Source organism: Rhodococcus sp. DN22 (assembly GCF_036669995.1).
GTDB lineage: Bacteria > Actinomycetota > Actinomycetes > Mycobacteriales > Mycobacteriaceae > Rhodococcus_F > Rhodococcus_F erythropolis.
In genome coordinates this window covers 2,493,417-2,519,623 of sequence record NZ_CP133326.1, presented here as the reverse complement: position 1 = coordinate 2,519,623, position 26,207 = coordinate 2,493,417, and the positions used below count along the sequence as shown (strand labels likewise).

The 26,207-nt window shown below is 64.6% G+C and carries 23 protein-coding genes and 1 pseudogene; 5 read left to right on the top strand and 19 right to left on the bottom strand.

The window, feature by feature from the left end; genetic code table 11:
* Positions 1 to 12: 12 nt before the first annotated feature.
* From RA302_RS11560 to RA302_RS11520, 9 genes are all read right to left on the bottom strand, one after another.
* The gene (locus RA302_RS11560) at positions 13 to 501 is read right to left on the bottom strand and encodes a GNAT family N-acetyltransferase (protein ID WP_080910881.1); all 489 of its coding nucleotides are present in this window, start codon (positions 499 to 501) and stop codon (positions 13 to 15) included.
* A gap of 47 nt (positions 502 to 548) precedes the next feature.
* Positions 549 to 2,651, bottom strand: a complete 2,103-nt coding sequence (ligA, locus tag RA302_RS11555) for an NAD-dependent DNA ligase LigA (RefSeq protein WP_099698034.1) — start codon at positions 2,649 to 2,651, stop codon at positions 549 to 551.
* Between the two features lie 61 nt (positions 2,652 to 2,712).
* Complete coding sequence (locus RA302_RS11550; protein ID WP_338480729.1) at positions 2,713 to 3,735, bottom strand: methionine synthase; 1,023 nt, start codon at positions 3,733 to 3,735, stop codon at positions 2,713 to 2,715.
* Positions 3,732 to 4,844 carry a tRNA 2-thiouridine(34) synthase MnmA gene (gene mnmA / locus RA302_RS11545; RefSeq protein WP_338480727.1) on the bottom strand — a complete coding sequence of 371 codons (1,113 nt, stop codon included), beginning with the start codon at positions 4,842 to 4,844 and terminating at the stop codon, positions 3,732 to 3,734. Before mnmA ends, RA302_RS11550 begins: the two co-directional genes overlap by 4 nt.
* On the bottom strand, positions 4,844 to 6,073 hold the full coding sequence (locus tag RA302_RS11540) for a cysteine desulfurase family protein (protein ID WP_020969296.1): 1,230 nt from the start codon (positions 6,071 to 6,073) through the stop codon (positions 4,844 to 4,846). The genes mnmA and RA302_RS11540 overlap by 1 nt, the downstream gene beginning before the upstream one ends.
* 52 nt (positions 6,074 to 6,125) lie before the next feature.
* Positions 6,126 to 7,025, bottom strand: coding sequence for a lysophospholipid acyltransferase family protein (locus tag RA302_RS11535; RefSeq protein WP_020907246.1), 900 nt, complete (start codon positions 7,023 to 7,025; stop codon positions 6,126 to 6,128).
* Positions 7,025 to 7,861 (bottom strand): GNAT family N-acyltransferase, encoded by an 837-nt coding sequence (locus RA302_RS11530; RefSeq protein WP_080910884.1) that lies wholly within the window; start codon positions 7,859 to 7,861, stop codon positions 7,025 to 7,027. The genes RA302_RS11535 and RA302_RS11530 overlap by 1 nt, the downstream gene beginning before the upstream one ends.
* A 135-nt stretch (positions 7,862 to 7,996) precedes the next feature.
* Positions 7,997 to 8,953, bottom strand: a complete 957-nt coding sequence (locus tag RA302_RS11525) for an electron transfer flavoprotein subunit alpha/FixB family protein (protein ID WP_003944698.1) — start codon at positions 8,951 to 8,953, stop codon at positions 7,997 to 7,999.
* 48 nt (positions 8,954 to 9,001) lie between these two features.
* Positions 9,002 to 9,802 (bottom strand): electron transfer flavoprotein subunit beta/FixA family protein, encoded by an 801-nt coding sequence (locus tag RA302_RS11520; protein ID WP_019747906.1) that lies wholly within the window; start codon positions 9,800 to 9,802, stop codon positions 9,002 to 9,004.
* A 271-nt stretch (positions 9,803 to 10,073) separates the two neighbouring features.
* Between RA302_RS11520 and RA302_RS11515 the strand changes: the two genes are divergently transcribed.
* Genes RA302_RS11515 through RA302_RS11505 form a run of 3 tightly spaced genes read left to right on the top strand, consistent with a single transcriptional unit; the run spans position 10,074 to position 13,689 of the window.
* Entirely contained in the window at positions 10,074 to 10,883 is an 810-nt protein-coding gene (locus tag RA302_RS11515) for a class I SAM-dependent methyltransferase (RefSeq protein WP_338480723.1), read from the top strand.
* A 29-nt stretch (positions 10,884 to 10,912) separates the two neighbouring features.
* Positions 10,913 to 12,448: a glycoside hydrolase family 57 protein gene (locus RA302_RS11510; RefSeq protein WP_021343881.1), complete on the top strand. Its 1,536-nt coding sequence runs from the start codon at positions 10,913 to 10,915 to the stop codon at positions 12,446 to 12,448.
* On the top strand, positions 12,445 to 13,689 hold the full coding sequence (locus tag RA302_RS11505) for a glycosyltransferase family 4 protein (protein ID WP_042951480.1): 1,245 nt from the start codon (positions 12,445 to 12,447) through the stop codon (positions 13,687 to 13,689). The genes RA302_RS11510 and RA302_RS11505 overlap by 4 nt, the downstream gene beginning before the upstream one ends.
* Positions 13,690 to 13,699: 10 nt before the next feature.
* Here RA302_RS11505 and RA302_RS11500 read toward each other — a convergent pair whose 3' ends face one another.
* Both RA302_RS11500 and RA302_RS11495 read right to left on the bottom strand, forming a co-directional pair.
* Positions 13,700 to 14,335, bottom strand: coding sequence for a maleylpyruvate isomerase family mycothiol-dependent enzyme (locus tag RA302_RS11500; protein WP_019747902.1), 636 nt, complete (start codon positions 14,333 to 14,335; stop codon positions 13,700 to 13,702).
* Between the two features lie 97 nt (positions 14,336 to 14,432).
* A complete protein-coding gene (locus tag RA302_RS11495; protein WP_019747901.1) occupies positions 14,433 to 15,197 on the bottom strand; it encodes an acyltransferase in 765 nt (254 codons plus the stop codon).
* A gap of 137 nt (positions 15,198 to 15,334) precedes the next feature.
* Between RA302_RS11495 and RA302_RS11490 the strand changes: the two genes are divergently transcribed.
* Positions 15,335 to 16,642, top strand: a complete 1,308-nt coding sequence (locus tag RA302_RS11490; RefSeq protein WP_338480721.1) for a PQQ-binding-like beta-propeller repeat protein — start codon at positions 15,335 to 15,337, stop codon at positions 16,640 to 16,642.
* Between the two features lies 1 nt (position 16,643).
* Here RA302_RS11490 and RA302_RS11485 read toward each other — a convergent pair whose 3' ends face one another.
* The 5 genes from RA302_RS11485 to RA302_RS11465 are packed head-to-tail and all read right to left on the bottom strand — an operon-like array spanning position 16,644 to position 21,359.
* Positions 16,644 to 17,801 (bottom strand): class I SAM-dependent methyltransferase, encoded by a 1,158-nt coding sequence (locus RA302_RS11485; protein ID WP_338480719.1) that lies wholly within the window; start codon positions 17,799 to 17,801, stop codon positions 16,644 to 16,646.
* A 1-nt stretch (position 17,802) separates the two neighbouring features.
* Positions 17,803 to 18,819, bottom strand: coding sequence for a class I SAM-dependent methyltransferase (locus RA302_RS11480; RefSeq protein ID WP_003944733.1), 1,017 nt, complete (start codon positions 18,817 to 18,819; stop codon positions 17,803 to 17,805).
* Between the two features lie 53 nt (positions 18,820 to 18,872).
* A complete protein-coding gene (locus RA302_RS11475) occupies positions 18,873 to 19,652 on the bottom strand; it encodes an enoyl-CoA hydratase-related protein (RefSeq protein WP_338480716.1) in 780 nt (259 codons plus the stop codon).
* 10 nt (positions 19,653 to 19,662) lie between these two features.
* A complete protein-coding gene (locus RA302_RS11470) occupies positions 19,663 to 20,481 on the bottom strand; it encodes an NUDIX domain-containing protein (protein ID WP_153212476.1) in 819 nt (272 codons plus the stop codon).
* A gap of 56 nt (positions 20,482 to 20,537) precedes the next feature.
* A complete protein-coding gene (locus tag RA302_RS11465) occupies positions 20,538 to 21,359 on the bottom strand; it encodes an ABC transporter ATP-binding protein (RefSeq protein WP_003944728.1) in 822 nt (273 codons plus the stop codon).
* Between the two features lie 51 nt (positions 21,360 to 21,410).
* Between RA302_RS11465 and glgX the strand changes: the two are divergent.
* A pseudogene (gene glgX / locus RA302_RS11460) lies at positions 21,411 to 23,453 on the top strand (glycogen debranching protein GlgX); the annotation flags it as partial.
* On the opposite strand, the gene RA302_RS11455 reads toward glgX, so the two are convergent.
* From RA302_RS11455 to serB, 3 genes are read right to left on the bottom strand one after another with little or no spacing between them, the layout of a single operon-like run.
* Positions 23,366 to 24,160, bottom strand: coding sequence for a membrane protein (locus RA302_RS11455; RefSeq protein ID WP_338480712.1), 795 nt, complete (start codon positions 24,158 to 24,160; stop codon positions 23,366 to 23,368). The pseudogene glgX and the gene RA302_RS11455 overlap by 88 nt on opposite strands.
* Before the next feature lie 37 nt (positions 24,161 to 24,197).
* Positions 24,198 to 24,965 (bottom strand): peptidyl-tRNA hydrolase, encoded by a 768-nt coding sequence (locus RA302_RS11450; protein ID WP_338480710.1) that lies wholly within the window; start codon positions 24,963 to 24,965, stop codon positions 24,198 to 24,200.
* Positions 24,962 to 26,182 (bottom strand): phosphoserine phosphatase SerB, encoded by a 1,221-nt coding sequence (gene serB / locus RA302_RS11445; protein WP_020969288.1) that lies wholly within the window; start codon positions 26,180 to 26,182, stop codon positions 24,962 to 24,964. The genes RA302_RS11450 and serB overlap by 4 nt, the downstream gene beginning before the upstream one ends.
* Positions 26,183 to 26,207: the final 25 nt, after the last annotated feature.

Below are 26,207 nucleotides of genomic sequence, written 5' to 3'. Positions count from 1 at the left end.
CAGGCCGGGTAATCAGGCCAGACCGCGAACCATGACCGTCAGCTCCATACCGCGAATCGGCTCCCACGCGCGCTCGGGATCGGGGACGAACCCGTTGCGGTCGTAGATGCGACGAGCATCGACCATCTCGGGCTGCGTCGAGATGACCACCGAGTGATCGCCTCGGTCGTAGGCTTCGGCGATCACTGCGCGAACCAATGCGGTTCCGGCGCCCGATCCCCGAGCCTGCGGCGAGACCGCGAGCATGCGGAACTCGAGTTCGCCGTTCTGCGCAACATCCGCGAAGGGCGTGCCGGGTTCGGCGATCGTCAAAGAACCCACGACCTCTTCGCCGAGAACGGCAACCAGCACCCGCCCCTGCTCCACCCGAGTTGCGGTGTCTCGCAGGCGCTCCGCGTACGGCGATCCGCCGGCGACAAATCCGCCACCCACGTACGACTGCACAGTCAGTTCCCCGACGGTCTCGAACTCAGCCGGTAGAACTTCACGAATCTCGATCATGGCGTCACTATCGCACCCAGCACACCAATCTCAGAAATCGGACAAAGTCACTCTGATTCGTCCAAATCGGTGGGAGCAACCGCATCCGGGCCATCTTCGAGCAACCGCCGGAAGCCGTCTTCGTCGAGCACCGGCACACCCAATTCGACTGCCTTGTCATGCTTGGAACCGGGCGCTTCACCGACGACGACAAACGCAGTCTTCTTCGAGACCGACCCAGCCGCCTTACCGCCGCGCACCAAAATCGCTTCCTTCGCCTGATCTCGCGAGTACGTCTCGAGCGAACCGGTGACGACGATCGAGAGACCCTCGAGATTGCGCGGAATCGAGTCGTCTCGCTCGTCCTCCATACGCACTCCGGCCGAAGCCCACTTGTCGACGATCTGCTGGTGCCAGTCGACGGAGAACCACTCCACGACAGCGGCGGCGATTGTGGATCCGACACCGTCGACTGCAGCCAACTCGTCGACCGACGCTTCCCGAATACGTTGCAGCGAACCGAATTCGCCAGCCAACGCCCTCGCGGCAGTGGGGCCGACGTGCCGAATCGACAGTGCCACAAGCACTCTCCACAGCGGCTTGTCCTTGGCCGAATCCAGGTTGGCCAGCAAGCGTTTTCCGTTGGCAGACAGCGCTCCCGCATTGGTGCGGAAGATCGGAACCTCGATCAGTTTCTCGGCGTCGAGCGAGAAGAGATCGCCCTCGTCACCGATGACCTTCGCCTCCAGCAGTCCGGTCGCGGCCTCGTAACCGAGCACCTCGATGTCGAATGCTCCGCGCCCCGAGACGTGGAACACACGCTCGCGCAACTGCGCCGGGCAGTACTGCTGATTAGGGCATCGCACGTCGACGTCGCCCTCTTTCGCGGGTGCCAACAACGTGCCGCACTCGGGGCAATGCGTCGGCATCACGAACTCGCGCTCCGTACCGTCGCGCACGTCTGCCACGGGTCCGAGGACCTCGGGAATCACATCTCCGGCCTTACGCAACACCACGGTGTCGCCGATCAGCACACCCTTGCGTTTGACCTCGGATCCGTTGTGCAGCGTGGCCAAGGACACAGTGGAACCCGCCACCGTGACGGGTTCCATGTACGCAAACGGCGTCACGCGACCCGTACGGCCGACACTGACCCGGATGTCGAGGAGCTTGGTCGTGACCTCTTCCGGCGGGTACTTGTACGCGATCGCCCACCTCGGTGCGCGAGACGTGGTGCCCAGACGTCGATGCAACGACATCTCGTCGACCTTGACCACCAACCCGTCGATCTCGTGCTCGACGTCGTGGCGATGTTCTCCCCAGTACTTCATCTTCTCGACCACGGCGTCGGCGCCGACCACCCGCGAGGTGTGCGTGGACACCGGCAGCCCCCAGGCGGCGAGGGCCACGTAGGCGTCGTACTGGGAAGCCGGCTCGAAACCTTCCATGCGCCCGAACCCGTGGCAGATCATGCCGAGGCGACGACGCGCGGTGACGGCAGGATTCTTCTGACGCAGGGAGCCCGCCGCAGAGTTGCGCGGATTGGCGAACGGCGCCTTACCCTCCTCCACGAGGGAGGCATTGAGTGCCGCGAAGTCCTCGAGGCGGAAGAACACCTCTCCTCGCACCTCGAGCAAGGTTGGAATCGGGTATTCGTCCGTAGCGGTGAGCCGCTCCGGGATGTCGTTGATCGTCAGGGCATTGAGAGTGACCAACTCGCCCGTACGACCGTCGCCGCGGGTTGCGGCACGCACGAGTTTGCCGTTCTCGTAGACGAGATTGAGCGCGACACCGTCGATTTTCACTTCGCACAGATAGTGCAGTTCCGGCCCGGTTTCCTGCTCTACCTTGGCGATCCATCCGCGGAGTTCGGACTCGTCGAAGACGTTGTCGAGGCTGAGCATCCGCTCGAGGTGATCGACGGACGTGAAGTCCGTCGCGAATCCGCCGCCGACGAGTTGCGTCGGAGAGTCGGGAGTTCGCAGATCCGGGTACTGCTCTTCGAGAGCATTGAGCTGCCCGAGCAATGTGTCGAATGCACCGTCCGAAATGACGGGCGCGTCACGAACGTAGTAGCGGAACTGATGCTGGCGTACCTCTTCGGCCAGCTCCGTCCACTGCTCGCGCGCCTCGTTGGGCGCTGGCTGCATTGCATCCGCGGTTTCAGTCACAGCTAGAAGATTATCGGTTCACACCGACACACCACACGACTCCACGTCAGAACGCAACACATCAGAACGCCGACGGATCGTCCACCAATGCCTTGCCGACGTCTGTGCACAGCCGAAGGGCGGCTCGACTCCACTCGAGGCTCGCACCCGCAAGACCACAGCTTGGGGTTACCGCGACCTGGTTCTGCAGGAGTTCACGCGAGAAGCCGAGACGATCGATCAGGGTGACGGCCGGCATCGCGCACTCTTTCCACGTCACCGGCTTTTCCGGCGGGTCGGAAGGAACCAGACCGAGCGCCAATTCCTTGCCGGCGTCGAACAACTGGCCGATGCCGTCCAGATCACGTGAGCCGATGAGCGACATGTCGAAGCTCACGCCGAACGCCTGGCTTCGCCTCAGCAGATCCCACGGCATGTCGGCGCCGCAACTGTGGACGATTGTGGGCAGTCCGCAACCGCTGATCGTCGAGTCGAGAACGGCGAGCGCCTCGGGTTCCGGGAGAGCCGGAACGCTCTCCATCTTGGTGCGCCCGGGTAGTGAACCGGCCAGCACTGCCGCGATCTGCGGCTCGTCCAATTGGATCACCACTCGGGCACCGGTACGACGAGTGACCTCGGCGGCGTGGCGCGCGAGCCCCTCACCAAGTGATTCGGCGATGTCCCGGAGTGCCCCACGGTCGACGAGAACTCGCGAACCGTTTGCAACCTCGATCTCGGCGCCGAGTGTCAGCGGGCCGGCAGCTTGGAGCTTGATCACGTGGTCTCCGCCGACCAGACGGGCCGATTCCCAGGCTTCCTCGAGTGCGTCGAGATCCTGATTCAGGAAGTCCTCGGCTCGCTTCGCGACGTTGCCCCGCCGAGGCACGACACGATAGGCGCGGGTCGAGGCGTCGAGGTTGATGTCGACCAGAATGGCGCCTGCTCGGCCGACCATGTCAGCGCCGAGACCGCGGCTCGGCAACTCCACCAGGTGTGGGAAACCGCCCAGTTCGCCAAGGATGGTTGCGGCGCTTTCGCGGGCGTCCGTGCCCGGCCAGGATCCGATTCCGGTGACGAGGCCACCGATGGAAACCTGCTGTGTCACAGTGTGTTCGGCTCGGATTCGGTGCCGGAGATGGTGCCACTGCCGAGAACCTGGTCGCCCAGTTCGCTGTCGGGGCGATACAGCACGACGGCCTGGCCCTTCGCGACGCCGGTCAGTGGTTCGCGCAACGAAATGGAGATGCCGCCGCCCGAAGTACCGTCGTCGACGGCCTCCGCGACGGCCTGCGCCAGTCCGCCGTGCGCACGAACCTGCACCATGCACTCGACGGGGCCTTCCGGCGCCTGGCCCGAGGTCCAGATCGCGCGCTGGGCCGAGATGGCCCAGACGTCGAGATTCTTGGCCGAACCGACTCGCACCGTTCCGGTTTCGGGCTCGATCGCGGTCACGTACCGCGGACGGCCGTCACCTGCGGGACCTTCGACGCCGAGGCCCTTGCGCTGTCCGATCGTGAAGCCGTGTACGCCGTCGTGTGCAGCGAGGACCTCACCCGAATCGGCGTCGACGACGCTTCCCGGACGAACGCCGATGCGCGCACCCAGGAATGCTCGGGTATCGCCGGTCGGGATGAAGCAGATGTCATGGCTGTCAGGCTTGTTCGCCACAGCCAGACCGCGCTCGGCGGCTTCCTCGCGGATCTGTTCTTTCGGTGTGTCACCGATCGGGAACATCGCGCGCGAAAGCTGATCGGCCGTCAGCACACCGAGGACATACGACTGGTCCTTGTCCGCGTCGACCGCCCGGCGTAGGACGCCGTCTTCGATGCGCGCGTAGTGACCGGTCGCCACGGCATCGAAGCCGAGAGCGACCGCACGGTCGGCCAGTGCGGTGAACTTGATCTTCTCGTTGCACCGCAGGCACGGATTGGGGGTCTCACCCGCTGCGTACGACGCCACGAAGTCGTCGATCACGTCTTCCTTGAAGCGATCGGCGAAATCCCAGACGTAGAAGGGTATTCCGAGGACGTCGGCAGCGCGCCTGGCGTCGCCGGCATCTTCCTTCGAGCAGCATCCACGCGAACCCGTCCGCAATGCACCCGGCGCCGTGGACAGCGCAAGATGAACGCCGACGACGTCATGTCCGGCGGCAACAGCGCGGGCGGCGGCGACAGCGGAGTCGACACCTCCGCTCATGGCTGCGAGTACTCGCATCAGCGATCCCCTCCACGCGAACCGGCACCGGCAAGACCGGCGGCCCGAGCGCGCTCTACTACTTGTGGAAGCGCAGCGATCAGCGCGTCCACATCGGTGACACTCGACGTATGTCCGAGCGAAAATCTCAGTGAGCCACGCGCGACGGGCGATTCGACGCCCATCGCGATCAAGACATGGCTGGCTCTGGCCACACCGGCGGTGCACGCCGAACCAGTGGAACATTCGATACCGGCGGCGTCGAGCAGCATCAGCAACGAATCGCCCTCGCAGCCGGGGAAGGTGAAGTGCGCGTTACCGGGAAGCCGATCGGATCCGGTCGGGCCGTTGAGCACCGACTCGGGAAGAATCTCCAGGACTCCGTCGATCAAACGGTCACGCAACTGCGCCAATTCCCTTGTGCTGGAATCGAAGTTCTCGACGTTTGCGCGCAGCGCCGCAGCCATCCCGACAACGCCCGCAGTATCCGGAGTGCCCGAACGCAGATCACGTTCGTGTCCGCCGCCGTGAAGGAGCGGCACACACGGAACCTGGCGTCCGAGCAGCAGTGCGCCGACGCCGTGCGGACCACCGAACTTGTGCGCCGCGATGCTCAGCGCGGACAACTTGCTCGCCGCGAAATCGACAGGCAATTGCGCAACGGCCTGGACCGCGTCGCTGTGCATCGGAATCTCGAACTCAGCCGAAATCTCCGCCAACTCCACGATCGGCATGATGGAGCCGACCTCGTTGTTGGCCCACATCACCGTAACGAGTGCTACCTCGTCGGCGTGGACGGAAAGCTCGTCGCGCAGGGTCCGCGGGTCGACGACACCGTTCTCGTCGACCGGCAACCACGTCACGCGCGCACCCTCGTGCTGCTCGAGCCACTCGACGGCGTCGAGCACCGCATGATGCTCGACGGAGCTCGCCAGGATGCGAGTGCGTCGCGGATCAGCGTCACGGCGAGCCCAGTAGATGCCCTTGACCGCGAGATTGTCGCTCTCGGTTCCGCCGGAGGTGAAGATGACCTCCGACGGCCGCGCACCCAGGCTGGCGGCGATCGATTCGCGCGATTCCTCGACGCGGCGCCGGGCCGCACGGCCGGAACCGTGCAGCGAGGACGCGTTGCCCACGGTTTTGAAGGTATCGGTCATCGCCTCGATAGCGGCTGCCGACATCGGAGTCGTGGCGGCATGATCGAGGTACACCGGAAATCCGGCGTGGGCACTGGGTGCAGGCAGAGTCATGGCTTGACAAGGATAGCCCAGCACGAGAGTTCGCCCAGCCTCGCTCAGCAGGCTAAGCGGTCATTGCCGGGGAGGTATCGATTTGTCCCACGGCTTGTGTCACGAGTTCCGGTGCGGGGTCGAAGATGTCGTGAGCTGCCAAATCGATGGTTTCGACGCCACGTACGGCTCTCTCGCATCGCTGCGCGAGGTCGACTCGACACTCCCCTGCCTCCTCGAGCGGAGCCAGCCTGACCTTCACCTCGACGTTCTTCTGACGCAGGATCCGACGGATGGACTGACCGATAGTTTCGGTGCCGACAAAGCACGGTCCGGTGCACAGGGAGCCGTCGGCGTTCTCGTAGCGGATCGCCATCGGCTGAACCGGGCATTCGGCGTCGACGGCAGCTTGGAACATCGCCGGGCGAAAACCTCCGTACGCCCGCCCGCACCAGGTCGTTCCCTCGGGAAACACCATTACGCGGACACCACGCTGAAGTCGTTCGCGAACGACGTCGACGGTTCCGGGAAGTTCACGCAGTCGGGCGCGATCGATGGGCACTACGCGCATCCGGCGCGCGAGACCACCGAGCACTGCCCAGTCGAGCAGGTCGGCACGGGCGACGAAGTTGGCCGGGGCAACGGCACTCGCGACGAGGACGTCGGTCCACGACACGTGACCGGCGACAACCATCACGCCCGCCGGTTCGGCGCGCCCCAACCGCTGATCGTCGACCGTGAGCTTCATTCCCAGACAACGCAGCAACGCGCGCGAGTATCCGCGTTGCATCTCCGTACGCCAGGTGCGCGGGAGCAGCCAGCCGGCCGAGAGCACCGGCGCAGTCACCAGTGCGGCGCCGACCATGACCCCGCGGGCCATCACGGTGATACTCGACACACCGGGTGCGTCCGTAGGTAGGCACCCGTCGCCGCAGGGGCTCGTCGGCACCCAGTACGGCACCGTCGCGGTCATCAGCCGATCCCCGATTCGTGTGCGGCGGCCGCCGATCGCAGCCGTTCCAGATAGCGCTTGTTGGCGGAGTGAAGGCCTTGCAGCGCAACAAAATCGGCCACACCGAACTCGGGATCGTGAGCAGGTTCCCCGCAGATCATCGCGCCCATCCGCAAGTAGCCACGGAGCAACGGCGGCATCGTCACGCGTTCCGGTGCGGCAATCTCGTCGAGCGTCAGACCGCCGAGGACCACCGGGTTTCGTGGCGTCACCCGCCGCGACCCCGGACTGGCGTGTTTGTTCATCACGAAGTCACGGACGCCGCGGACATCGGCGCCGGCAATTGAATCGGGGCTCGGCAAGATGGGCACGGAGACGCAGCCCATCACCCACTCGTATCCGGTCAGTTCGAGATAATGCAGGATGCCCGACCACATCAGGCTCAGGACGGATCCGGTGCGGTGCGCGGGATCGACGCAAGCGCGACCCATTTCGACGATCCTGTTCGCCACCGGATCGAGCGCGGAGATGTCGAATTCGGTTGCGGTGTAATACCCACCCGCCGCCGCCGCGGAATCCGGCGGCAGCATTCGGTAGCAGCCGACGTACTCCTCGGTGATGTTGTCGCGAACGAGTAGATGATCACAGAATTCGTCGAAGCCGTCGGCGTCGAGTTCGAAGACCCCGGCCGAGGCCGGGAGGGAGAAGCCTGGCTCGGAGGCGAACACTCGGTATCGAAGGCGCTGCGCTGCGACACGATGCTCGCGGTCGGAGGAGACGATCAGGGAATATCTCGGCTGGGCGACCTCACGGCCGAGATTGTCACTCGCGGAGCGAAGGACTGACGTAATTGTCATGCGCAAGGTTTATCGAGCGCGAACGGCGTCTCGGTATCGGCGAAGTGACATGCCGATGCAGGCCGGGTGAATAAAGCACTGTGCGCCTTTATCAACCGCGGGGGGTTGATAAAGGCGCACAGCAGTTTGTGCTTTTTAGCCCTTGTGGGACTTCACAGCTTCGGTGAGCTGCGGTGCGACGTTGAACAGGTCGCCCACGATGCCGAAGTCGGCGATCTCGAAGATGGGTGCCTCTTCGTCCTTGTTGACCGCGACGATGGTCTTGGACGTCTGCATGCCGGCGCGGTGCTGGATGGCACCGGAAATGCCGAGCGCGATGTACAGCTGCGGGGAGACCGTCTTACCGGTCTGACCGACCTGGAACTGTCCGGGGTAGTAACCCGAGTCCACAGCGGCACGCGAAGCACCGACTGCAGCACCGAGGGAATCGGCCAGCTCTTCGACGACGGAGAACTTGTCCGCGCTGCCGACGCCACGTCCACCGGAGACGACAACCGACGCCTCGGTGAGCTCGGGGCGGTCGCCGCCGACAATGGGCTCACGCGAGGTGACCTTGACGGCACTCTCGTCCTGAGCCGGAACCTCGACGGTGATCTGCTCGCCTGCGCCGGCCTGCGGAGCAGCCTCGACTGCACCCGGACGAACCGAGTAGACGGGAACGTCGCCGTTGGCCTTGGCTTCGACGGTGAACGCGCCACCGAAGATGGAGTGGACGCCGGTGCCGTCAGCCTTGATCTCGATGACGTCGGTCAGCAGTCCGGAGCCCAGACGTGCGGCCAGACGACCGGCAACCTCTTTGCCCTCGGTGCCGGCTGCGGTGATGACTGCTGCCGGGCTGGTGGACTCGACCAGAGCGGCGAGAACGTCGACCTTGGGGGTGACGAGGTAGCCGTCGATGTCGTCGGACTCGGCGACGTAGATCTTCTCGGCTCCGGCTGCTGCCAGAGCGTCGGCGAGCTTTGCTGCGGTGCCCGCGGGGCCGGCGACAACTGCCGACGGCTCACCGAGTGCGCGTGCAGCGGTGATGAGTTCGGTGCTGACCTTCTTCAGCGCACCCTCTGCGTGCTCTACGAGCACAAGTACTTCTGCCATGACTTAACTCTCCCTGAGTTCTTCTGCTGGATGTCTAGAAGGGCGCGATCAGATGACCTTGTTGCTGACGAGGTAAGCGGCAATCTTGGTGCCACCGTCTCCCTCGTCGGCGATGCGCTCACCAGCGGTACGGGGGGGCTTCGGGGTGGAGGACGTCACGGTGGTGCCGGCGTTGGCAACTCCGACGGTCTCCGGGTCGACTCCGAGGTCGGCCAGCGTGTAAACGAGAACTTCCTTCTTCTTCGCGGCCATGATGCCCTTGAAGGACGGGAAGCGCGGCTCGTTGATCTTCTCGGTGACCGAGACGATCGCGGGCAGCGAAGCCTCGAGGCCGAAGACGCCCTCGTCGGTCTCGCGCTCACCGGTGATCTTGCCGTCGGCGACGACGACCTTGCGCAGCTGCGTGAGCTGCGGGATCCCCAGGTACTCGGCGATGATGGCCGGAACAGCGCCGACGCGGCCGTCGGTGGCCTCGTTGCCGGCGATGATCAGGTCGGCAGGCTCGTCGTTCTCGAAGGTGATCTGTCCGAGAGCAGCAGCGAGCGTCCATGCGGTCTGGATCGCGTCGGAGCCGTGCAGTGCCGGGTCGTTGATGTGGACGGCCTTGTCGGCGCCCATCGACAGAGCCTTGCGGATAGCGTCGGTGGCGCGGTCGGGACCTGCGGACAGCACCGTTACCTCACCGCCCTGAGCTTCCTTGATGAGGAGTGCTTCTTCGACGGAGCGCTCGTTGATCTCGTCGAGGACTGCGTCGGCGGCTTCACGGTCAAGCGTGTAGTCGCCGTCGGTCAGCTTGCGCTCGGACCATGTGTCGGGGACCTGCTTGATCAAAACAACGATATTCGTCATGGGTCTTCGTCGACCTCCTGTGTGTAATTCACCTGATAAATCGTCTGTGGTGCTCGCGCAGTCCGAGCGTCCGAAAAGAGAGTCCGACAGGTCTCCCCACGGGCGAATTTCTCGGTTCACGTCGGCTGTGCGTTAGATTACCCCACGTTAAGTTACCGGTGGGTAACTTAACGTGGAACCTCGTCCACGATAACGGCACGAACAGGAATTGACAGCAGTGATCTGGACCACGGCGAACACGTTCTACTCGGATGGCACTAATCTCGCACGGGTGAGTGAAACGAGTGTCAGCAACCACGAGGACGCACCCCTGCCCTTGACGGGCGAACGAACCGTGCCAGGAATCCCCGAGGAGAACTACTGGTTCCGACGCCACGAAGTGGTGTACCGCGCACTTCTGGAGCGCTGCACGGACCGCCGAGTCCTCGAGGCCGGATCCGGAGAAGGCTACGGCGCCAACATGATTGCGGACGTCGCAACGAAGGTTACCGGCCTCGACTACGACGTCTCCGCGGTCGAACACGTTCGTGCGCGCTACCCCCGCGTCGAGATGCTCCACGGCAACCTCGCCGAGCTTCCACTGGCCGACAACTCGGTTGACGTCGTCGTCAATTTCCAGGTGATCGAGCACCTGTGGGATCAGGGTCAGTTCCTGCGCGAGTGCTTCCGAGTTCTCGCCCCCGGCGGTGAACTTCTGATCAGTACCCCCAACCGGATCACGTTCTCCCCCGGCCGCGACACGCCGCTGAACCCCTTCCACACTCGTGAGCTCAACGCCGCCGAAATGACCGAATTGCTCGAAGACGCCGGATTCCGCGTTCAGTTGATGACCGGCGTCCACCACGGTTCACGCCTGAAGGAACTCGACGCCAAGCACGGCGGATCGTTCATCAACGCGCAGATCGACCGCGCGTTGGCCGGTGAGCCCTGGCCCGAAGATCTCACCCGCGACGTCGAGGGCATCACCGTCGACGACTTCAGCATCAGCGAACCCGACATCGACGACAGCCTCGACCTCGTCGCTATCGCCGTGAAAGACAGCGCTGCGAAGGAAATTGCCGTGAAGGAATCCGGCGAGTGAGTAACGCAACACCCGTCACCGAACCGGGGATGTTCGCCCTGGTTCTGCACTCCCATCTGCCGTGGCTCGCCAACCACGGCAGATGGCCCGTCGGCGAGGAATGGATCTACCAGTCCTGGGCTGCGTCGTACATTCCGCTCGCCGCCGCGCTACGACGACTGGCCGACGAGGGCCGATCGCACCTGCTGACGCTGGGAATCACGCCGGTGCTCGCGGCCCAGTTGGACGATCCCCACTGCCTCGCCGGTATGCATCACTGGCTCGGCAACTGGCAGATCCGTGCACACGAGGCCGCCGGCATGCCGGACGCAGCGCACCGCGAACTCGGAGCGCGCGAACACCGAGCGTCCGCAGCGGCTCTCGAAGATTTCGAGACTCATTGGCAGCACGGCGCCTCACCCGTGTTCCGCGACCTCATCGACCGCGAGGCCTTCGAGCTTCTCGGCGGGCCGCTGGCCCACCCGTTCCAGCCGCTGCTCGACCCTCGCTTGCGTGCGTTCTCCCTCCGCGAAGGTCTCGCCGACGCGCATGCCCGGTGGAACCACACTCCGACCGGGATCTGGGGGCCCGAGTGCGGGTACACCCCGGGCATGGAGCGCGGGTACGCCGAAGCGGGCGTCACCCACTTCATGGTCGACGGTCCCGCCTTGCGCGGCGACACGTCCCTCGGTCGCCCGGTTCGAGAATCCGACGTGGTTGCCTTCGGCCGCGACCTGCAGGTCAGCTACCGCGTCTGGTCCCCGAAATCCGGATATCCGGGTCACGCTGCTTACCGCGATTTCCACACCTACGACCACGAGACGGGCCTCAAGCCGTCGCGGGTCACCGGACGGACCGTCGACTCCGCCGACAAGTTGCCGTACGACCCCGAACTCGCCGCCGCCGCCGTCGACAAGCACGTCGCCGACTTCGTCGAAACCGTTCGGGCGCGTCTGCGCAGTGAATCCACCCGCATCGGCCGCGACGCCCTCGTGGTCGCAGCATTCGACACCGAACTGTTCGGGCACTGGTGGCACGAAGGCCCGCAGTGGCTCGAGAAGCTCCTGCGCGCGCTTCCGGAAGCCGGAATTCGCGTCGGCACCCTCGCCGACGCCAAGGAATCGGGATACGTGGGCGAACCCGTTCAGCTCGAGGATTCGTCCTGGGGATCGGGCAAGGACTGGCGCGTATGGGCCGGCGATCAGGTGTCCGACCTCGTGCAACTGAACTCCGAGGTGGTCGATACCGCCCTCACCACCGTGGACAAGTCTCGCGGCCGCGACAACGCACCCGGCCGACCGGAACTGCGAAACCGGGTCAACGATCAGGTCCTTCGCGAGACACTGATGACAGTTTCGAGCGATTGGGCATTCATGGTGAGCAAGGATTCGGCCGCGGGGTACGCCCGCGAACGCGCACACAAGCACGCCCACGCGACCAGGGAAATCTCCGAAGCGCTCGTTTCCGGCCGCGATGCCGTCGCCGAGCGACTGGCCGAAGGCTGGAATCGCGCCGACGGATTGTTCCCGGGGCTGGATGCTCGCCGTCTGCCTGACACAGAACTGGTGAACGGGAGCGCGTCGTGAAGATTCTCATCGTCTCGTGGGAGTACCCACCGGTCGTTGTCGGCGGCCTCGGCCGACACGTCCACCATCTCGCCACCGAGCTTGCGGCTGTAGGCCACGAAGTCGTGGTTCTCTCGCGCCGCCCCTCCGGCACCGATGCGTCGACGCACCCGACGGTCACGCACATCTCCGAAGGCGTACTGGTCGTCGCAGTGGCCGAGGACCCGGCACACTTCGTCTTCGGCGAGGACATGCTCGCGTGGACCCTCGCGATGGGTCACGCGATGGTCCGTGCCGGGATGGCGCTGCACAAGCCAGGAGTGGGTGAGGGCTGGCAACCGGACGTCGTGCACGCACACGACTGGCTGGTCGCACATCCGGCGATCGCCTTGGCCGAATTCTATGACGTCCCATTGGTTTCCACGCTTCACGCCACCGAGGCGGGTCGCCACAGCGGATGGATCTCCGGACGCATCAACCGCCAGGTCCACTCGGTCGAGTGGTGGCTGGCAAACGAATCCGACTCTCTCATAACCTGTTCGGCGTCCATGCAGGAAGAAGTGACCGAACTCTACGGTCCGACGCTGCCGCCGATCACTGTCATCCGCAACGGAATCGACGTGACCACGTGGAGCTTTCGCGAACGTGGACCGCGGTCAGGGCCGCCGAAACTCCTCTTCGTCGGCCGCCTGGAATACGAGAAGGGTGTGCAGGACGCTATCGCGGCACTCCCCCGAATCCGTCGTAGCCACCCCGGCACGACCCTCGCGATCGCGGGCGAAGGCACCCAGTTCACCTGGCTCTACCAACAGGCGCGCACACATCGCGTCGCGCGGGCAGTGGACTTTCTCGGCAACCTCGATCACACGGAACTGCTCAGCTGGCTGCACGGAGCGGACGCCATCGTCCTGCCGTCGCGCTACGAGCCGTTCGGGATCATCGCTCTCGAAGCGGCGGCAGCCGGCACTCCGCTGATCACGTCCACCGCAGGCGGACTGGGCGAAGCGGTAGTCGACGGGGTGACCGGGATGTCGTTCCAACCGGGTGACATCGCCGGGCTCACCTCGGCGGTCCGCGAAGTTCTCGACGATCCCGCCGGGGCGCAGGAACGGGCAGTGGCCGCCCGGGCACGCCTGACGTCGGACTTCGACTGGCATCAGGTCGCCGAGGAGACTGCTCACGTCTACGCGGGCGCAAAGCGTCGGGTGCGGCAGCCGTTGGCGCGGCCGCAGATTCCCGAGCGGCCGCTCCCTGGTCGCTGAAGCGCTGACCTCAGCGGGTCGGGAGGGGCGCGGTGAAGCGAGAACTCGCATCCCCGAGCAGATGGCCTGGTGGCAACATCCGGCCACACAACACCAGCAACAAGTCCTGCGCCGCTCCGTGAACCTCGGCGCCGGCACCGTACGTCCAGTCTCGGTCGTCGGCGCGCAACCGAGCGCCGTCGAGGTCAGTTCCGAAATACTTCACGGTTTTGGGTGAGAGTCCGCTGAGCACACGAGTGAGCCGGTCTTCGGGCACCACGTAGTCGTCGCCGAGTGCCACGCGAATGTCCTGACCGTGAATCACGTCGTGTGAGAGTGCGCCCTCGAAGCCACCGCCCGGCGGCTTCCACGGGTGTGCGACGTTGTCGCGAAGCGAGGCAAGCAGTTGTTGCTCACCGACTTCCGACGCGTCGGCGAGCGCTCGCCGATTCGACATCTTGTTGAAGTTTCCGCGTGACTTGACCATTTCCACGACGAATCGCGGCGCCGAGTATCGGTAGGGCATGGTGATGTGCGCGATCACTTCGCGGACCCGCCACCCGTCGCACAGGGTCGGCGCGTTCCACTGCTCCGCGCTCAGGCCTTCGAGAAATCCCACCAGTTCGCGGCGCTGCGCCACGACCCATTCGGGTGTCTGTTCGCTCATGTCGGCACTCCTTTCACCGGCGCAGACTTTCGGCGCCGATACCGATACAGACCGGTGGCGGCGCCGAAAGTAATCGCTGGTTCTGCCAAAAAGTGAGCTACGACGTCGACGACGCGTCGGCAGCGTCCGCAGCAGCCTTCTTGCGTGCGATGTCCTCGAGTGCCGCGATGTACTTCGCACGATCGGCAGCGCCGGCTTCCCAATCGGACTTGCGGTTCTTGACCGCCTTCGCAGGCGAGCCGACCGCGATGCTGAAATCCGGGATGTCTCCCTTGACGACGGCGTGCGCACCGAGCACACAACCCCGTCCGACGCGGGTATTTCGCAGCACGGTGACCTTCGCTGCCACCCAGGTGTCCGGGCCGATACGGACGGGGCCCTTGACGATGCCCTGGTCCTTGATCGGTGTGTTGATGTCGTCCATGCGGTGGTCGAAGTCGCAGATGTAGCACCAGTCGGCTACGAGCGTCGACGCACCGATTTCGATGTCGAGGTAGGTGTTGACGACGTTGTCCTTGCCGAAGACGACCTTGTCGCCGATGCGCAGCGAACCTTCGTGGCAACGGATCGCGTTGCCGTCGCCGATGTGTACCCAGCGCCCGATCTCGAGGCGGGACAGGTCCGGGGTCGAATGGATTTCGACGTTCTTGCCGAGGAACACCATGCCACGCAGGATCACGTGCGGGTTGGCCATCTTGAACTTGGCGAGACGGTAGTACCGCACCAGATACCAGGGTGTGTACGCCTTGTTCGCCAGAACCCATTTGAGGGAATCGACCGTCAAGAACTTGGCCTGATCGCTGTCGCCTCGGCGTGATCCCCGCCATCGAGTGCGCAACGGTGCGCCCCACATGCTCGTCATGAGTGTTCAGCCTACGTGGGGCCGACTCACCGACCCTCGGGGTGTGCCCCGTCACGTTGCCCCGGTCGGGATAGTCTCTGGTCCGGGCTTGTGCAGTTACCGAGGGCTCTTGATCAAGTGAAGGCAGGGAGATTGTGATGCGGCGGGTCCTACGGTCGTCCGTGATGGTGTCGACGGCGATCGCTGCGGCCCTGATCGCCGGTTGCGGCAGCGACGACGGACGGGTGGACCGGTACGCGTCGGCGGGTTGGCCGGCCATGCATGCCGACGCCCGCAACAGCGACACGAGCCCGGTCACCGGATCACGCGATGTCGAGTTCGCATGGTCACGCCCTCTCGGCGGTCCGGTTGCCGCGTACGCCTCGGTGGCCGCGAACGGCCAGAGCTTCGTCACCGCCCGCACCGAGAACGGCTGCAATCTCTTCTCGTTCCAGATGGATACGGGTCGCAAGAAGTGGTGCGCTCGACTCAACGACGGAGTAGTCGCGTCCACACCCATCGTCGACACGGCCACCAATGTCTACGTCGGCGAGAGCGGCGCGATGATGTCCTTCACCGAGACTGGTCAATTGCGTTGGCGCACGCTCGTTGTGGGCACTCCTCTCTCGTCACAGTTCACCGGCGACGGAAACCTGTTGTTCATCACCCAATTGGGTCAGATCAACGTGCTCGACCCGCAGACCGGCGCAAAAGTGGTTCCGTCGTTCGACCTGATCCCGCCGCCGTCGATCGACCAGGGCGCGAATGCAGAACTCATTCCCGACAACAAGGGTTTGAACAAGTGCTTCCTCGGCACGTCCGGCTGCCCGGTGGCCAATACCCCGGCAGTGGACCTGGGCACCGGCAAGTTCTACTTCACCTTCTACGGACCCAGTTCTCAGGCAGCCGATCTGGTCGCCATGAAGTACACGGGCGGCGACAATCCGTCCATCACCCGCGAGTGGTCCACCGACGCGCTTCCCGGTGGAACGGCGTCGAGCCCGGACCTGTCGAAGGACGGCAAGACCGTCTACGCCACCGACAACAACGGATCTCTCTGGGCAGTGAACGCCGAAACCGGTGACACCAGGTGGAGTTACGACATCGGCTTCAACTCGGCCGGTAGTGCCTCGACGTCCGACGACGGTTTGATCATTCCCGCCGGCGGCGACAAGGGCCACCTCCTTGCCGTGCGCGACGAGGGAGATCACGCCGAACTGGCCTGGGAACGTAAAGACCTTCTGCAACTGGGCGTTCCGGCGCAGACCGCCGGCAACACCGGATACACCGTCGTCCGCGAGGGTGAGAACGGACTGAGCCTGATCACCTTCGACACCGAAACCGGTGAGACGGTGGATCAGGACACGTTGCCGGGAGCAGTCGGCTTCACCGTCGGCACCTCGATCGGCCCCAAGGGCGAAGTGTTGACGCCCAGCGCAATCGGTGAGCTGTTCGTCTTCAAGTGAGCTAGCGGGAAGCCTCACAGATGAAGGCCGACGCCGATCGTCCGATCCGCACGATCACGACGCTCAGTGCACGCGAGCCCTTGAGCTTGAGCCGTGGACGCAGCACTGCCGGGTCCACGTCGACTCCTCGCACCAAAATTTCGGCCACACCGCAGTCCCGCTTGGACAGTGTCTGTTTGAGCAGTTTCTCCGAGTACTTGATCTGCTCGAGGATCCGGAATCCGCGAACTCCCTCAGGGACGCTGTCACCGGTCAGATAAGCGATGCGTGGATCGAGCTGCCAGAGGCCGTGTCTGGCCGCGTAGTGGCGCACGAGGCCTGCTCGCACTACCGCTCCGTCCGGGTCGATGATCCACTCCCCCGGAGCTTGCTCCGGAATCACGTCGTCCTCGGCGTCGGTGATCGCCCACCCGCTCCCGTCGGAGCGAAGCACCGAAGCTCGACGCGTGACGCCGGACTCGGCCAGTCCCGTCGACCACAGGCAGGCTTCCTTGACGCCGCCGTCGAGCGAGACGACCTCGACTTCCCCGTCCCAGCCCAGATTGTCGAAATCGAGTCCGGGAGCACACTTCACCGCGAGATCACGGCCGGAGTACGCCTCGATGAGGTCCGGTAGCGGCGGCATCAACGCTGCCGGATCGTGAGTGCGGCGACCGCCCGATCGCCGGGCGGGGTCCGCCAGTACGACGGTGTCGCGTGTCGTCGGGCGGAGCGCGTCGGCCCGCAACAACGCTGCGCTCGGCACATTGCGCTGTGCCATCGCCAGGCGAACGGAATCGATGTCGCTGCCGATCACGCGATGCGCAACTCCGGTCAAGGCATGCAGTTCGGCGCCGATTGAGCACGTCACGTCGTGGACGTCGCGCCCGATCAGACGCTGCGCGCGGTGCGCCGCCACAACACCGGGAGTGGCCTGCTGCATCGCGTCGTCCGTGAACAACCACTGATCACTGCCGGGCAGTTTCGAAGCGGCCTTGCGTCGAAGCAGGACGGTGTCCACGAGCGCAGGCATGTGATCACCGAAACGCGTACGCGCCCGGCCGATGTCGGCCAGACGCGTACGCGTGGACAGTTCGAGCTGATCCACCTCGGCCAAGGCAGCTACGCCGGAATCACTTCCGAGATAGTCGACGTCGCCGAAGGTGAAGTCATAACCCAATTCAGTTGCCGGGCTTCACGCCGGTGATCATGACGTTGTAGAAGAATCCGCGAGGAACGACGTGGCGGAGCACCTTCTCGTCGACCCAGCTGAGCGTCTTCCAACCACCGAAAGCGAAACGTCCCCAGCCCCAACCGAGCTTCTCCGGCGGAACAGCTGCTTCGAAGGTACGGACCGGCCATCCGAGAAGCGCCGCGGCGAATTCCTCGGTGGCAGCGTGGACCTGATCGGCTCCCGCGGACTTCGCCATGTTCTCGAGGTCGGTGGGGTCGAACGTGTGGATGTCGACGACTGCTTCGAGCGCTGCTGCGCGAGAGGACTCGTCGAGCTCTTCCTGCGGGCGACGCCAATCTGCCAGGAACGGCAGCTTGGTCACGCGCGTGGTTGCTTCCCACGTCGCGCGGCCGAGCCAGCGGGCGTAGAAGTTACCGACAGTCGTGGGCTCACCGGCGAAGACGAAACGGCCGCCGGGCTTGAGGACACGAAGGACCTCGCGCAGCGACTTCTCGACGTCGGGAATGTGGTGCAGCACGGCGTGGCCGACGACCAGGTCGAAGGTGTTGTCCTCGTACGGAATGGTCTCGGCATCGGCAACACGGCCGTCGACCGGAAGGCCGAGGCTTTCTGCATTGCGCAGTGCGACCTTGACCATGCCGGGCGAGAGGTCGGTGACCGAACCGGTCTTGGCGACTCCACCCTGCATCAGGTTCAGGAGGAAGAATCCGGTGCCGCAACCCAGTTCGAGGGCGCGCTCGTACGGGAGCGGCTGATCGCCCGCGACGGCGTCGAAACGACCACGTGCGTAGTCGATGCAGCGCTCGTCGTACGAGATGGACCACTTGTCGTCGTAGGTTTCGGCTTCCCAGTCGTGGTAGAGCACCTGGGCGAGCTTGGTGTCCTTACGAGCGGCCTCGACCTCTTCGGCCGTGGCGTGCGGCCGCGGCGCGGGGTCGACTACCGAGGTGTCGGTAGCGGCGGGCGGCGTGACGGTTGCGTCGTCATTCGGGCTGGCTGTCATGGCGGCTATCCTACTCGCTGGTAAGAGATGAACAAGTTCTAGTTTAGGGGAGCCTACTCGCCCGTGAACTCGGCCTTGCCCGGACCGTTGGCGATGAACGACTCCATGCCGATCGCCTGATCCTTGGTCGCGAACAATCCGGCGAACAGATGCTGCTCGATCTTGAGCCCGGATTCCAGGTCGGTGTTCAGACCCTCGTCGATGGCTGCCTTGGCAGCAGCCAACGCACGTGACGCTCCCCCGACGAACTGCGAGGCCCACGTGCGAGCGGCGGTGTACACGTCGTCGGGAGCGACGACCTCGTCGACCAAACCGATGGCCAACGCCTCGTCAGCCCCGACGAAACGGCCGGTGAAGACCAGATCCTTGGCCTTGGCCGGTCCGATCAGACGAGCCATGCGCTGCGTTCCGCCACCACCGGGAATGATTCCGAGCAGAATCTCCGGAACTCCGAGCTTGGCGTTGTCTCCGACGATCCGGCGATCGGCCGAGAGTGCAACTTCGAGTCCGCCACCGAGTGCGTATCCGGTGATCGCGGCAACGGTCGGCTTCGGGATGGACGCCACGGCGCCGAGCCCGGCCTGCATGCCACCGATGGCGTCACGGATCTGGCCGTAATCCATCTCGGCCATTTCCTTGACGTCGGCACCTGCTGCGAAGACTTTCTCGCCGCCGTAGACGATGACGGCCTTGACTGCCTTGTCGACGGTCGCAGCATGTGCGGCAGCAGCCAACTCGTCCTGGACCTGACGGTTCAGAGCGTTCATGGGCGGGCGCGCCAGACGGATGGTGCCGATGCCTTCGGAAACCTCGAGAGTCACAAATTCAGCCATGATCGAGAGGTTACTTTGCCGCCTTGACCGACCACGGATGCGGCCCGGCGACGTAGTAACCGTCCTGATTCGGGAACTCGACGCGCAGAGTCTCCTCGTCGGTGATCAACGTAGGCAGGATGACGGGAATCTCCGGCTCGGCTGCGAGTATCTCCGCCACCGAGCTGAACTTGGCCAATTCGGTCAGCTGACTCCACGTCGGCGGCAACAGGATGCTGCCACCCTCCCGCCAATGCGCCAGCGCGTCCCGCGGGCTCTGCCAACGCACCTCGGCGGCCTCGGAGGTGACCCCGTCCGCGATCTGTCCGGTCGGTGACGCTGCGACGAAAAAGCGCGTGTCGTAGCGGCGGGTCTCGCCCACCGGCGTGATCCAGTTCGCCCACGGCCGCAGCAGATCCGTTCGCAGGACCAGGTTCTCCTTCTTCAGGAAATCGCTGAACGACAGCTCGTGCTTTTCGAGAGCAACGCGGTCCTGGGCGTAGCCGGCCGTGTCCGCGACGACGGTGTCCCCGGTCGGTCCGGCGAGCAGAACGCCGCACTCCTCGAACGTTTCCCGCACCGCAGCCAAGACGAGAGCCTTCGCCCGAGCCACATCCGTGCTGAACCGCTCGGCCCACCACTCGACCGACGGTCCGGCCCACTCGACCTCTGCCGTCGCATCGGACTTGTCGACGCCTCCGCCGGGGAAGACCGTCATGCCCCCGGCAAACGCCATCCCCTGTACTCGTTGAAGCAGGAAGATCTCGATCCCGGATTCGGCATCGCGCACCAAGATGACGGTCGACGCATCCTTGGGCTCGGGGACAGCGTTTGCATTCTCGTTAGCCATGCTTCGCGAACCTACGCGATCTGTGATCTGGAACGCATTTCAGGTCCCACTGAAGCTCACGCGCGATGAGCTCCTGACGGCCTTGCGCGGCGCGCGAAGTATCGGCCGTCCGCCTTGTCGAGGCTGATGGACTGGCTGAATGCCGCGCTCAGATTTTCGGCGGTGATGACGTCGTCCAGAAGGCCCTGAGAGACGACCTCACCTTCCTTGAGAAGGAGTGCGTGAGTGAATCCCGGCGGGATCTCCTCGACGTGATGGGTGATCAGAACGGTAGCCGGGGCGTCCGGATCGGCAGCCAGTTCGGCGAGTCTGGCCACAAGTTCCTCACGTCCACCGAGATCGAGCCCGGCGGCGGGCTCGTCCAGGAGAAGAAGTTCGGGATCGGTCATCAAGGCTCGCGCGATGAGGACGCGCTTGCGCTCGCCTTCGGAAAGCGTCCCGTACGTGCGATCCGCCAGGTGCTCGGCGCCGAGGCTTTCGAGCATCTCCACAGCGCGCGAGGTGTCCATGGATTCGTACTCCTCGCGCCACCGACCGAGAACGGCGTAGCCCGCCGACACGACTAGGTCGCTGACCTTCTCGTCGCCGGGCACGCGGTTCGCCAACGACGACGAGGACAAACCGATTCGCGGGCGCAACTCGTTGACGTCGACCTTGCCGAGAACTTCGCCGAGGAGGTGGGCAGAACCACTGGTCGGGAAAGTCTCACCGGCCGCGATGCGCAGCAGCGAGGTCTTGCCGGCACCGTTGGGTCCGAGCACCACCCATCGCTCGTCCAGCTCCACTTTCCAGGTGACGGGCCCCACCAGAGTGGACCCTCCCCGACGGATGAGTACGTTGTCGAAATCGATGAGCAGATCTGGATCAGGTAGCGGCACCCGAACATCTTCCCGCACATTCTCCGGCCGTTCACGGCAGGATCATCTTGCGTGTCGCCTCTCATCGAAACTCACACCCCGACGCCCGGGTCTCCGTTCCCCCTCGGCGCCAACATCGTGGACTCCGGAACCCAGTTCGCGGTCCACGCACCAGCTGCGTCGAGCGTCCAGATCTGCCTGATCGGCCAGGACGGAAACGAAGATCGCGTCGAACTCCGGCAACACACGTACGGAATCTGGCACGGGATCATCGCCGGGATCGGTGCGGGGCAGCGATACGGAATTCGGGCAAGCGGCCCGTGGAATCCGCGCGCCGGACTGAGACTGAACCCACACAAGCTGCTCATCGATCCGTGGGCGCGCCGCATCGAGGGGGAACTCGGTGACCACCGTGCCCTCCTGTCGTACGCCGACGATCCTTTCGGCGACCCGTCTGCCCTCGACTCTCTCGGCCACGTGCCGCTGTCCGTGGTGACTCCCGGCCTCGCGCCTGCCGGAGGCCGCCTCGAGACGCCGTGGGAGGAAAGCGTGATCTACGAACTGCATGTGGGCGCGTACACCGCCAGTCATCCAGGAGTACCCGCCGCCCACCGCGGAACGTACCTCGGCCTGACGGCACCGGCCGTGATCGATCACCTCGTCTCACTCGGCGTCACCGCCGTGGAACTGCTTCCCGTACAGGCGTTTCTGACCGAACAGAGCGTCCGCGAGCGAGGGATGCGCAACCACTGGGGATACTCGACGGCGTCGTACTTCGCCCCGCATCCCGGATACGCGGCAACTTCGGGCGGCGAAGTCACCGAGTTCCGGATCATGGTCGACGCACTACACGCGGCAGGCATCGAGGTCATCCTCGACGTCGTCTACAACCACACCTGCGAGCAGAGTGTCGACGGAATCAGCGTCAGCTGGCGAGGTTTGGACGGCCCCGGCTACTACCTTCTCGACGGCGACGGCCGCGACATCGACCTGACCGGGTGCGGCAACACGGTCGACGCCTGCTCCCCCATCGCCGTCCGCATGATCACCGACAGCCTCCGCTACTGGGCCACCGAAATGGGTGTCGACGGCTTCCGATTCGATCTCGCGAGCGCGTTGGGTAGGCCGCGCGGCGGCGGCTTCGACCAGCGGGCGTCCATCTTGTCGGCCATCTCCTCCGATCCGGTACTGACCCGGTGCAAGCTCATCGCCGAACCGTGGGATGCCACTGCCGACGGTTACCAGGTCGGAAACTTCGGACTCCAATGGTCGGAATGGAACGACAAGTACCGCAGCACTATTCGCCAGTTCTGGAACGGCGGCTCCAGCGTCCGGAAGGTCGCGTCGCGCCTCGCCGGTTCCGAGGACATCTTTGCCGGCAGCGGCCGTCGCCCATGGGCGTCGATCAACTTCGTCACAGCGCACGACGGGTTCACCGCCGCCGATCTGGTCGCGTACAACCACAAGCACAACGAAGCCAACGGTGAAGACAATCGTGACGGCGCCGATCACAACGATTCGTTCAACCACGGAATCGAAGGCCCCAGCACCGATCCCGAGATTCAGGACGCCAGGGCACGTCATGTACGGGCGCTACTGGCCACGCTCGTGCTGTCGACAGGCACACCGATGCTCACCGCCGGAGACGAGTTCGGCCACAGTCTCGGCGGAAACAACAACGCGTATTGTGTTCCCACACTTGCCTCCCCAGCCGATTCGTGGGCCCTGGACTGGACGGCGGCCGATCAGTCGTTGGTGCAGTTCGTCTCCCGAGCGTTCGGATTACGCCGAGCGGCACCGGCGTTGCGTCAGCCCGAATTCTTCGAAGGCAGAAGAAGACTGGAGCACCCGGACCTCGTCTGGTTCGACGCTGCCGGCGTCGAGTTCGACGACACCGCATGGTACGACGAGAGTCACCGAACGCTGCAGGCCTGGATCGACGGAGCCGACGTTCGGTCTCACACTCGGACCGGGCGCCCACTCGGTGACGACAGTTGGCTCCTGATCCTGCATTCCGGTGGACCGGTTCAGGTCACCGTCGGCACTCCGGAATGGTTCGACGGCACCTTGACTGCATCGTTCGATTCGGCGTCACCGACCGGCGAACCTGCCTCCACGGCCGAAGTTCCCGTCGGCACGGAGATCTCATTGACCGGACCCACGGTCTTGGCCTTACGTTCCGTGACACGTCCGCCGGTAACCGCTGCTGTCATGGAATCCGGCAGCACCTTGATCAGTAATTGAATGGTCGGCCCGATCCCGAAGGCGTACAACACTGTTCCGACGCCAACCGTTCCACCGAGGAGCCATCCGGTAGCGAGGACCGCGATTTCGATGCTGGTTCGCACGAGCCTGACCGACAAGCCGGTGCGCGCCACCAGTCCTGTCATCAACCCGTCGCGGGGACCCGGCCCCATGCCTGCCCCGATGTAGAGAACGCTGGCCAGTCCGTTGAGGAGGATTCCCGCGACCATGATCGCGGCGCGAACTGGCATGGAATCAAAGACCGGCAAGAAGGCCAGTGAAGTATCCACCGAGATTGCAATTACCACGACATTGGCGAGCGTGCCGAACCCTGGCCGCTGACGGATCGGAATCCAGAGCAGCAGTACCACCGCACCGGTAATCGCAGTGATCACGCCGAAACTGAGCGAAACATGCTCGGCCACGCCCTGATGGAACACATCCCAGGGGTCCAGTCCGAGGCCGGCTGTGATCATCATGGCCATCGAGAAGCCGTACAACCACAGACCAACGAACAGCGAGGCGAATCTCCGTATCAACACTCGACCATCTTGAAGGCCACTGGACTGTTCATCCATAGCCAAGTTGTCGATACTGGACTGGTCGGTTAGGTCTCTACGGAACCGCGATGACTGTCATGGAGCCTGGTGCCACTTCCGTGAAGCCCGCATCACGAACCGCGACAGCCTCCGACCGCTTCAATCGGTCTACTGCCTCGGCCCACTGTTTCGGACTTGCGTCGCGTACCGAGCAGCGAAAGTCGTTCTGCGCCCATACCCAGCACTGTTTCTCGGACATGGCCGCTGCCAACAACATCGAGGCATGCCCTACCTGTGCCGACGCCTTGCCTACCGTCATCTCGAGCTCCGAGTCGATCCACAGCACCGGAAGACCGGGCTCGGGCTGGCCAGGCTCGTCGTGCTCCAGGTCGGTGCCACCGATCTGCAACTTCTTGATTCGCGGGTCCAGTTCTCCGACCGGCCCGGGAACCAGAGCCCGCGCCTGGGCGCCATCCACGTCGACGGTGATTCCCGGTACCTCTTGCGCGGCGAGCCACTGGGCTCCACGCGCTCGGCGAGACACTTTCCGGATCCGGGCACTCACCCACGCCGAATAGTCCTCGTGCCACGGGCCGGGCTCCCCGTCTTCGGTGAACCCGACGCGTTCGTCCAGGCACAGCGCCACTGCCGCCGTTGCGGCAGCCTCGAGCAGTGCAGTGCGCTTCGGCGGGTCTGCCTTCGGGATGTGGAGAATGATCGGCATCGCCAACACCAGTGCCGGATCCGCGGGATCGTCTCGCCCACCGTACCCAGCGGCCAACACCGCGTGGCGCTCGCGCCAGCGAGAATCGGGATCGGAACTGACTGCTGGATCGGAACTCATGGAATCGGTACGCGTCGTACGCCACCGTCGACGGCGTCCGCAGCCTCGACCTCGTCGCGGGTCACACCGAGAATGAACAGCACAGCATCGAGGAAGGGATGCGACAAAGCCGCGTCCGCGACCTCCCGCAACGCGGGCTTGGCGTTGAACGCCACACCCAGTCCCGCGGCGTTGAGCATGTCGATGTCGTTGGCACCGTCACCGACGGCGACGGTCTGTTCCATCGGCACACCGACCTGATCGGCGAACTTGCGCAACGCGACGGCCTTCGCAGCGCGGTCGACGATTTCACCGATCACACGTCCGGTCAGCTTGCCGTCGACGATCTCGAGGGTGTTGGCGTGCACGAAGTCCAGTTCGAGTTCGTGTGCGAGGCCTTCGATGACCTGGCGGAAACCGCCGGACACCACGCCGCAGTGGAATCCGAGGCGGCGCAGGGTGCGAATCGTGGTGCGCGCCCCCGGCGTCAGTTCGATGCTCTCTGCCACCTCGTCGATGACGGACGCGTCGAGACCGGCGAGTGTCGCCACCCGCTGGTGCAGTGATTCGGTGAAGTCGATCTCGCCGCGCATCGCAGCTTCGGTGACGGCGCGGACCTCGTCCTCGACGCCGGCCTTCGCGGCGAGCATCTCGATGACCTCGCCCTGTACGAGCGTCGAGTCCACGTCGAACACGATCAGACGCTTGGCCCGGCGAGCCAGTCCTGCGCGCTCGACTGCGATGTCGACGTTTTCGAGAGCGGCGACCTCGGCGAGTCCGGTACGCAGCTTCGCGTCGCCGTCGACAGTATCGGCTGCGCTGACGCTGAGTTCGAGGCCGGTGACCGGATAGTCGGCGACACCACGGATGGAGTCGATGTTGGCGCCCTGCTTCGCGAGTTCGCGTGCTACCGAGCGCATTGCGCGGGCATTGACGGGGCTGCCGAGAACAACGACCGCGTGAGTGGACACTGCAGGTCGACCTGGATCGGCACCGATTTCGATGTCGACGTTCATTCCGACCGTCGCCATCGCCTGTTCGAGCTCTTCCTGAAGGGCTTCGGGATCGTTCGGGCAGGCCACCATGACGCCGAGTGTCAGTCGACCTCGAATCACCACCTGCTCCACGTCGAGCAGACGCACATCGTGCCGCGACAGCGCCGCGAACAGTACCGAGGTGACACCAGGGCGGTCCGGCCCGGTCACAGTCACCAGAACAGTGGTGTCAGAGGCACCCACCGAAAACTCCGATCGTTTCTTCGTT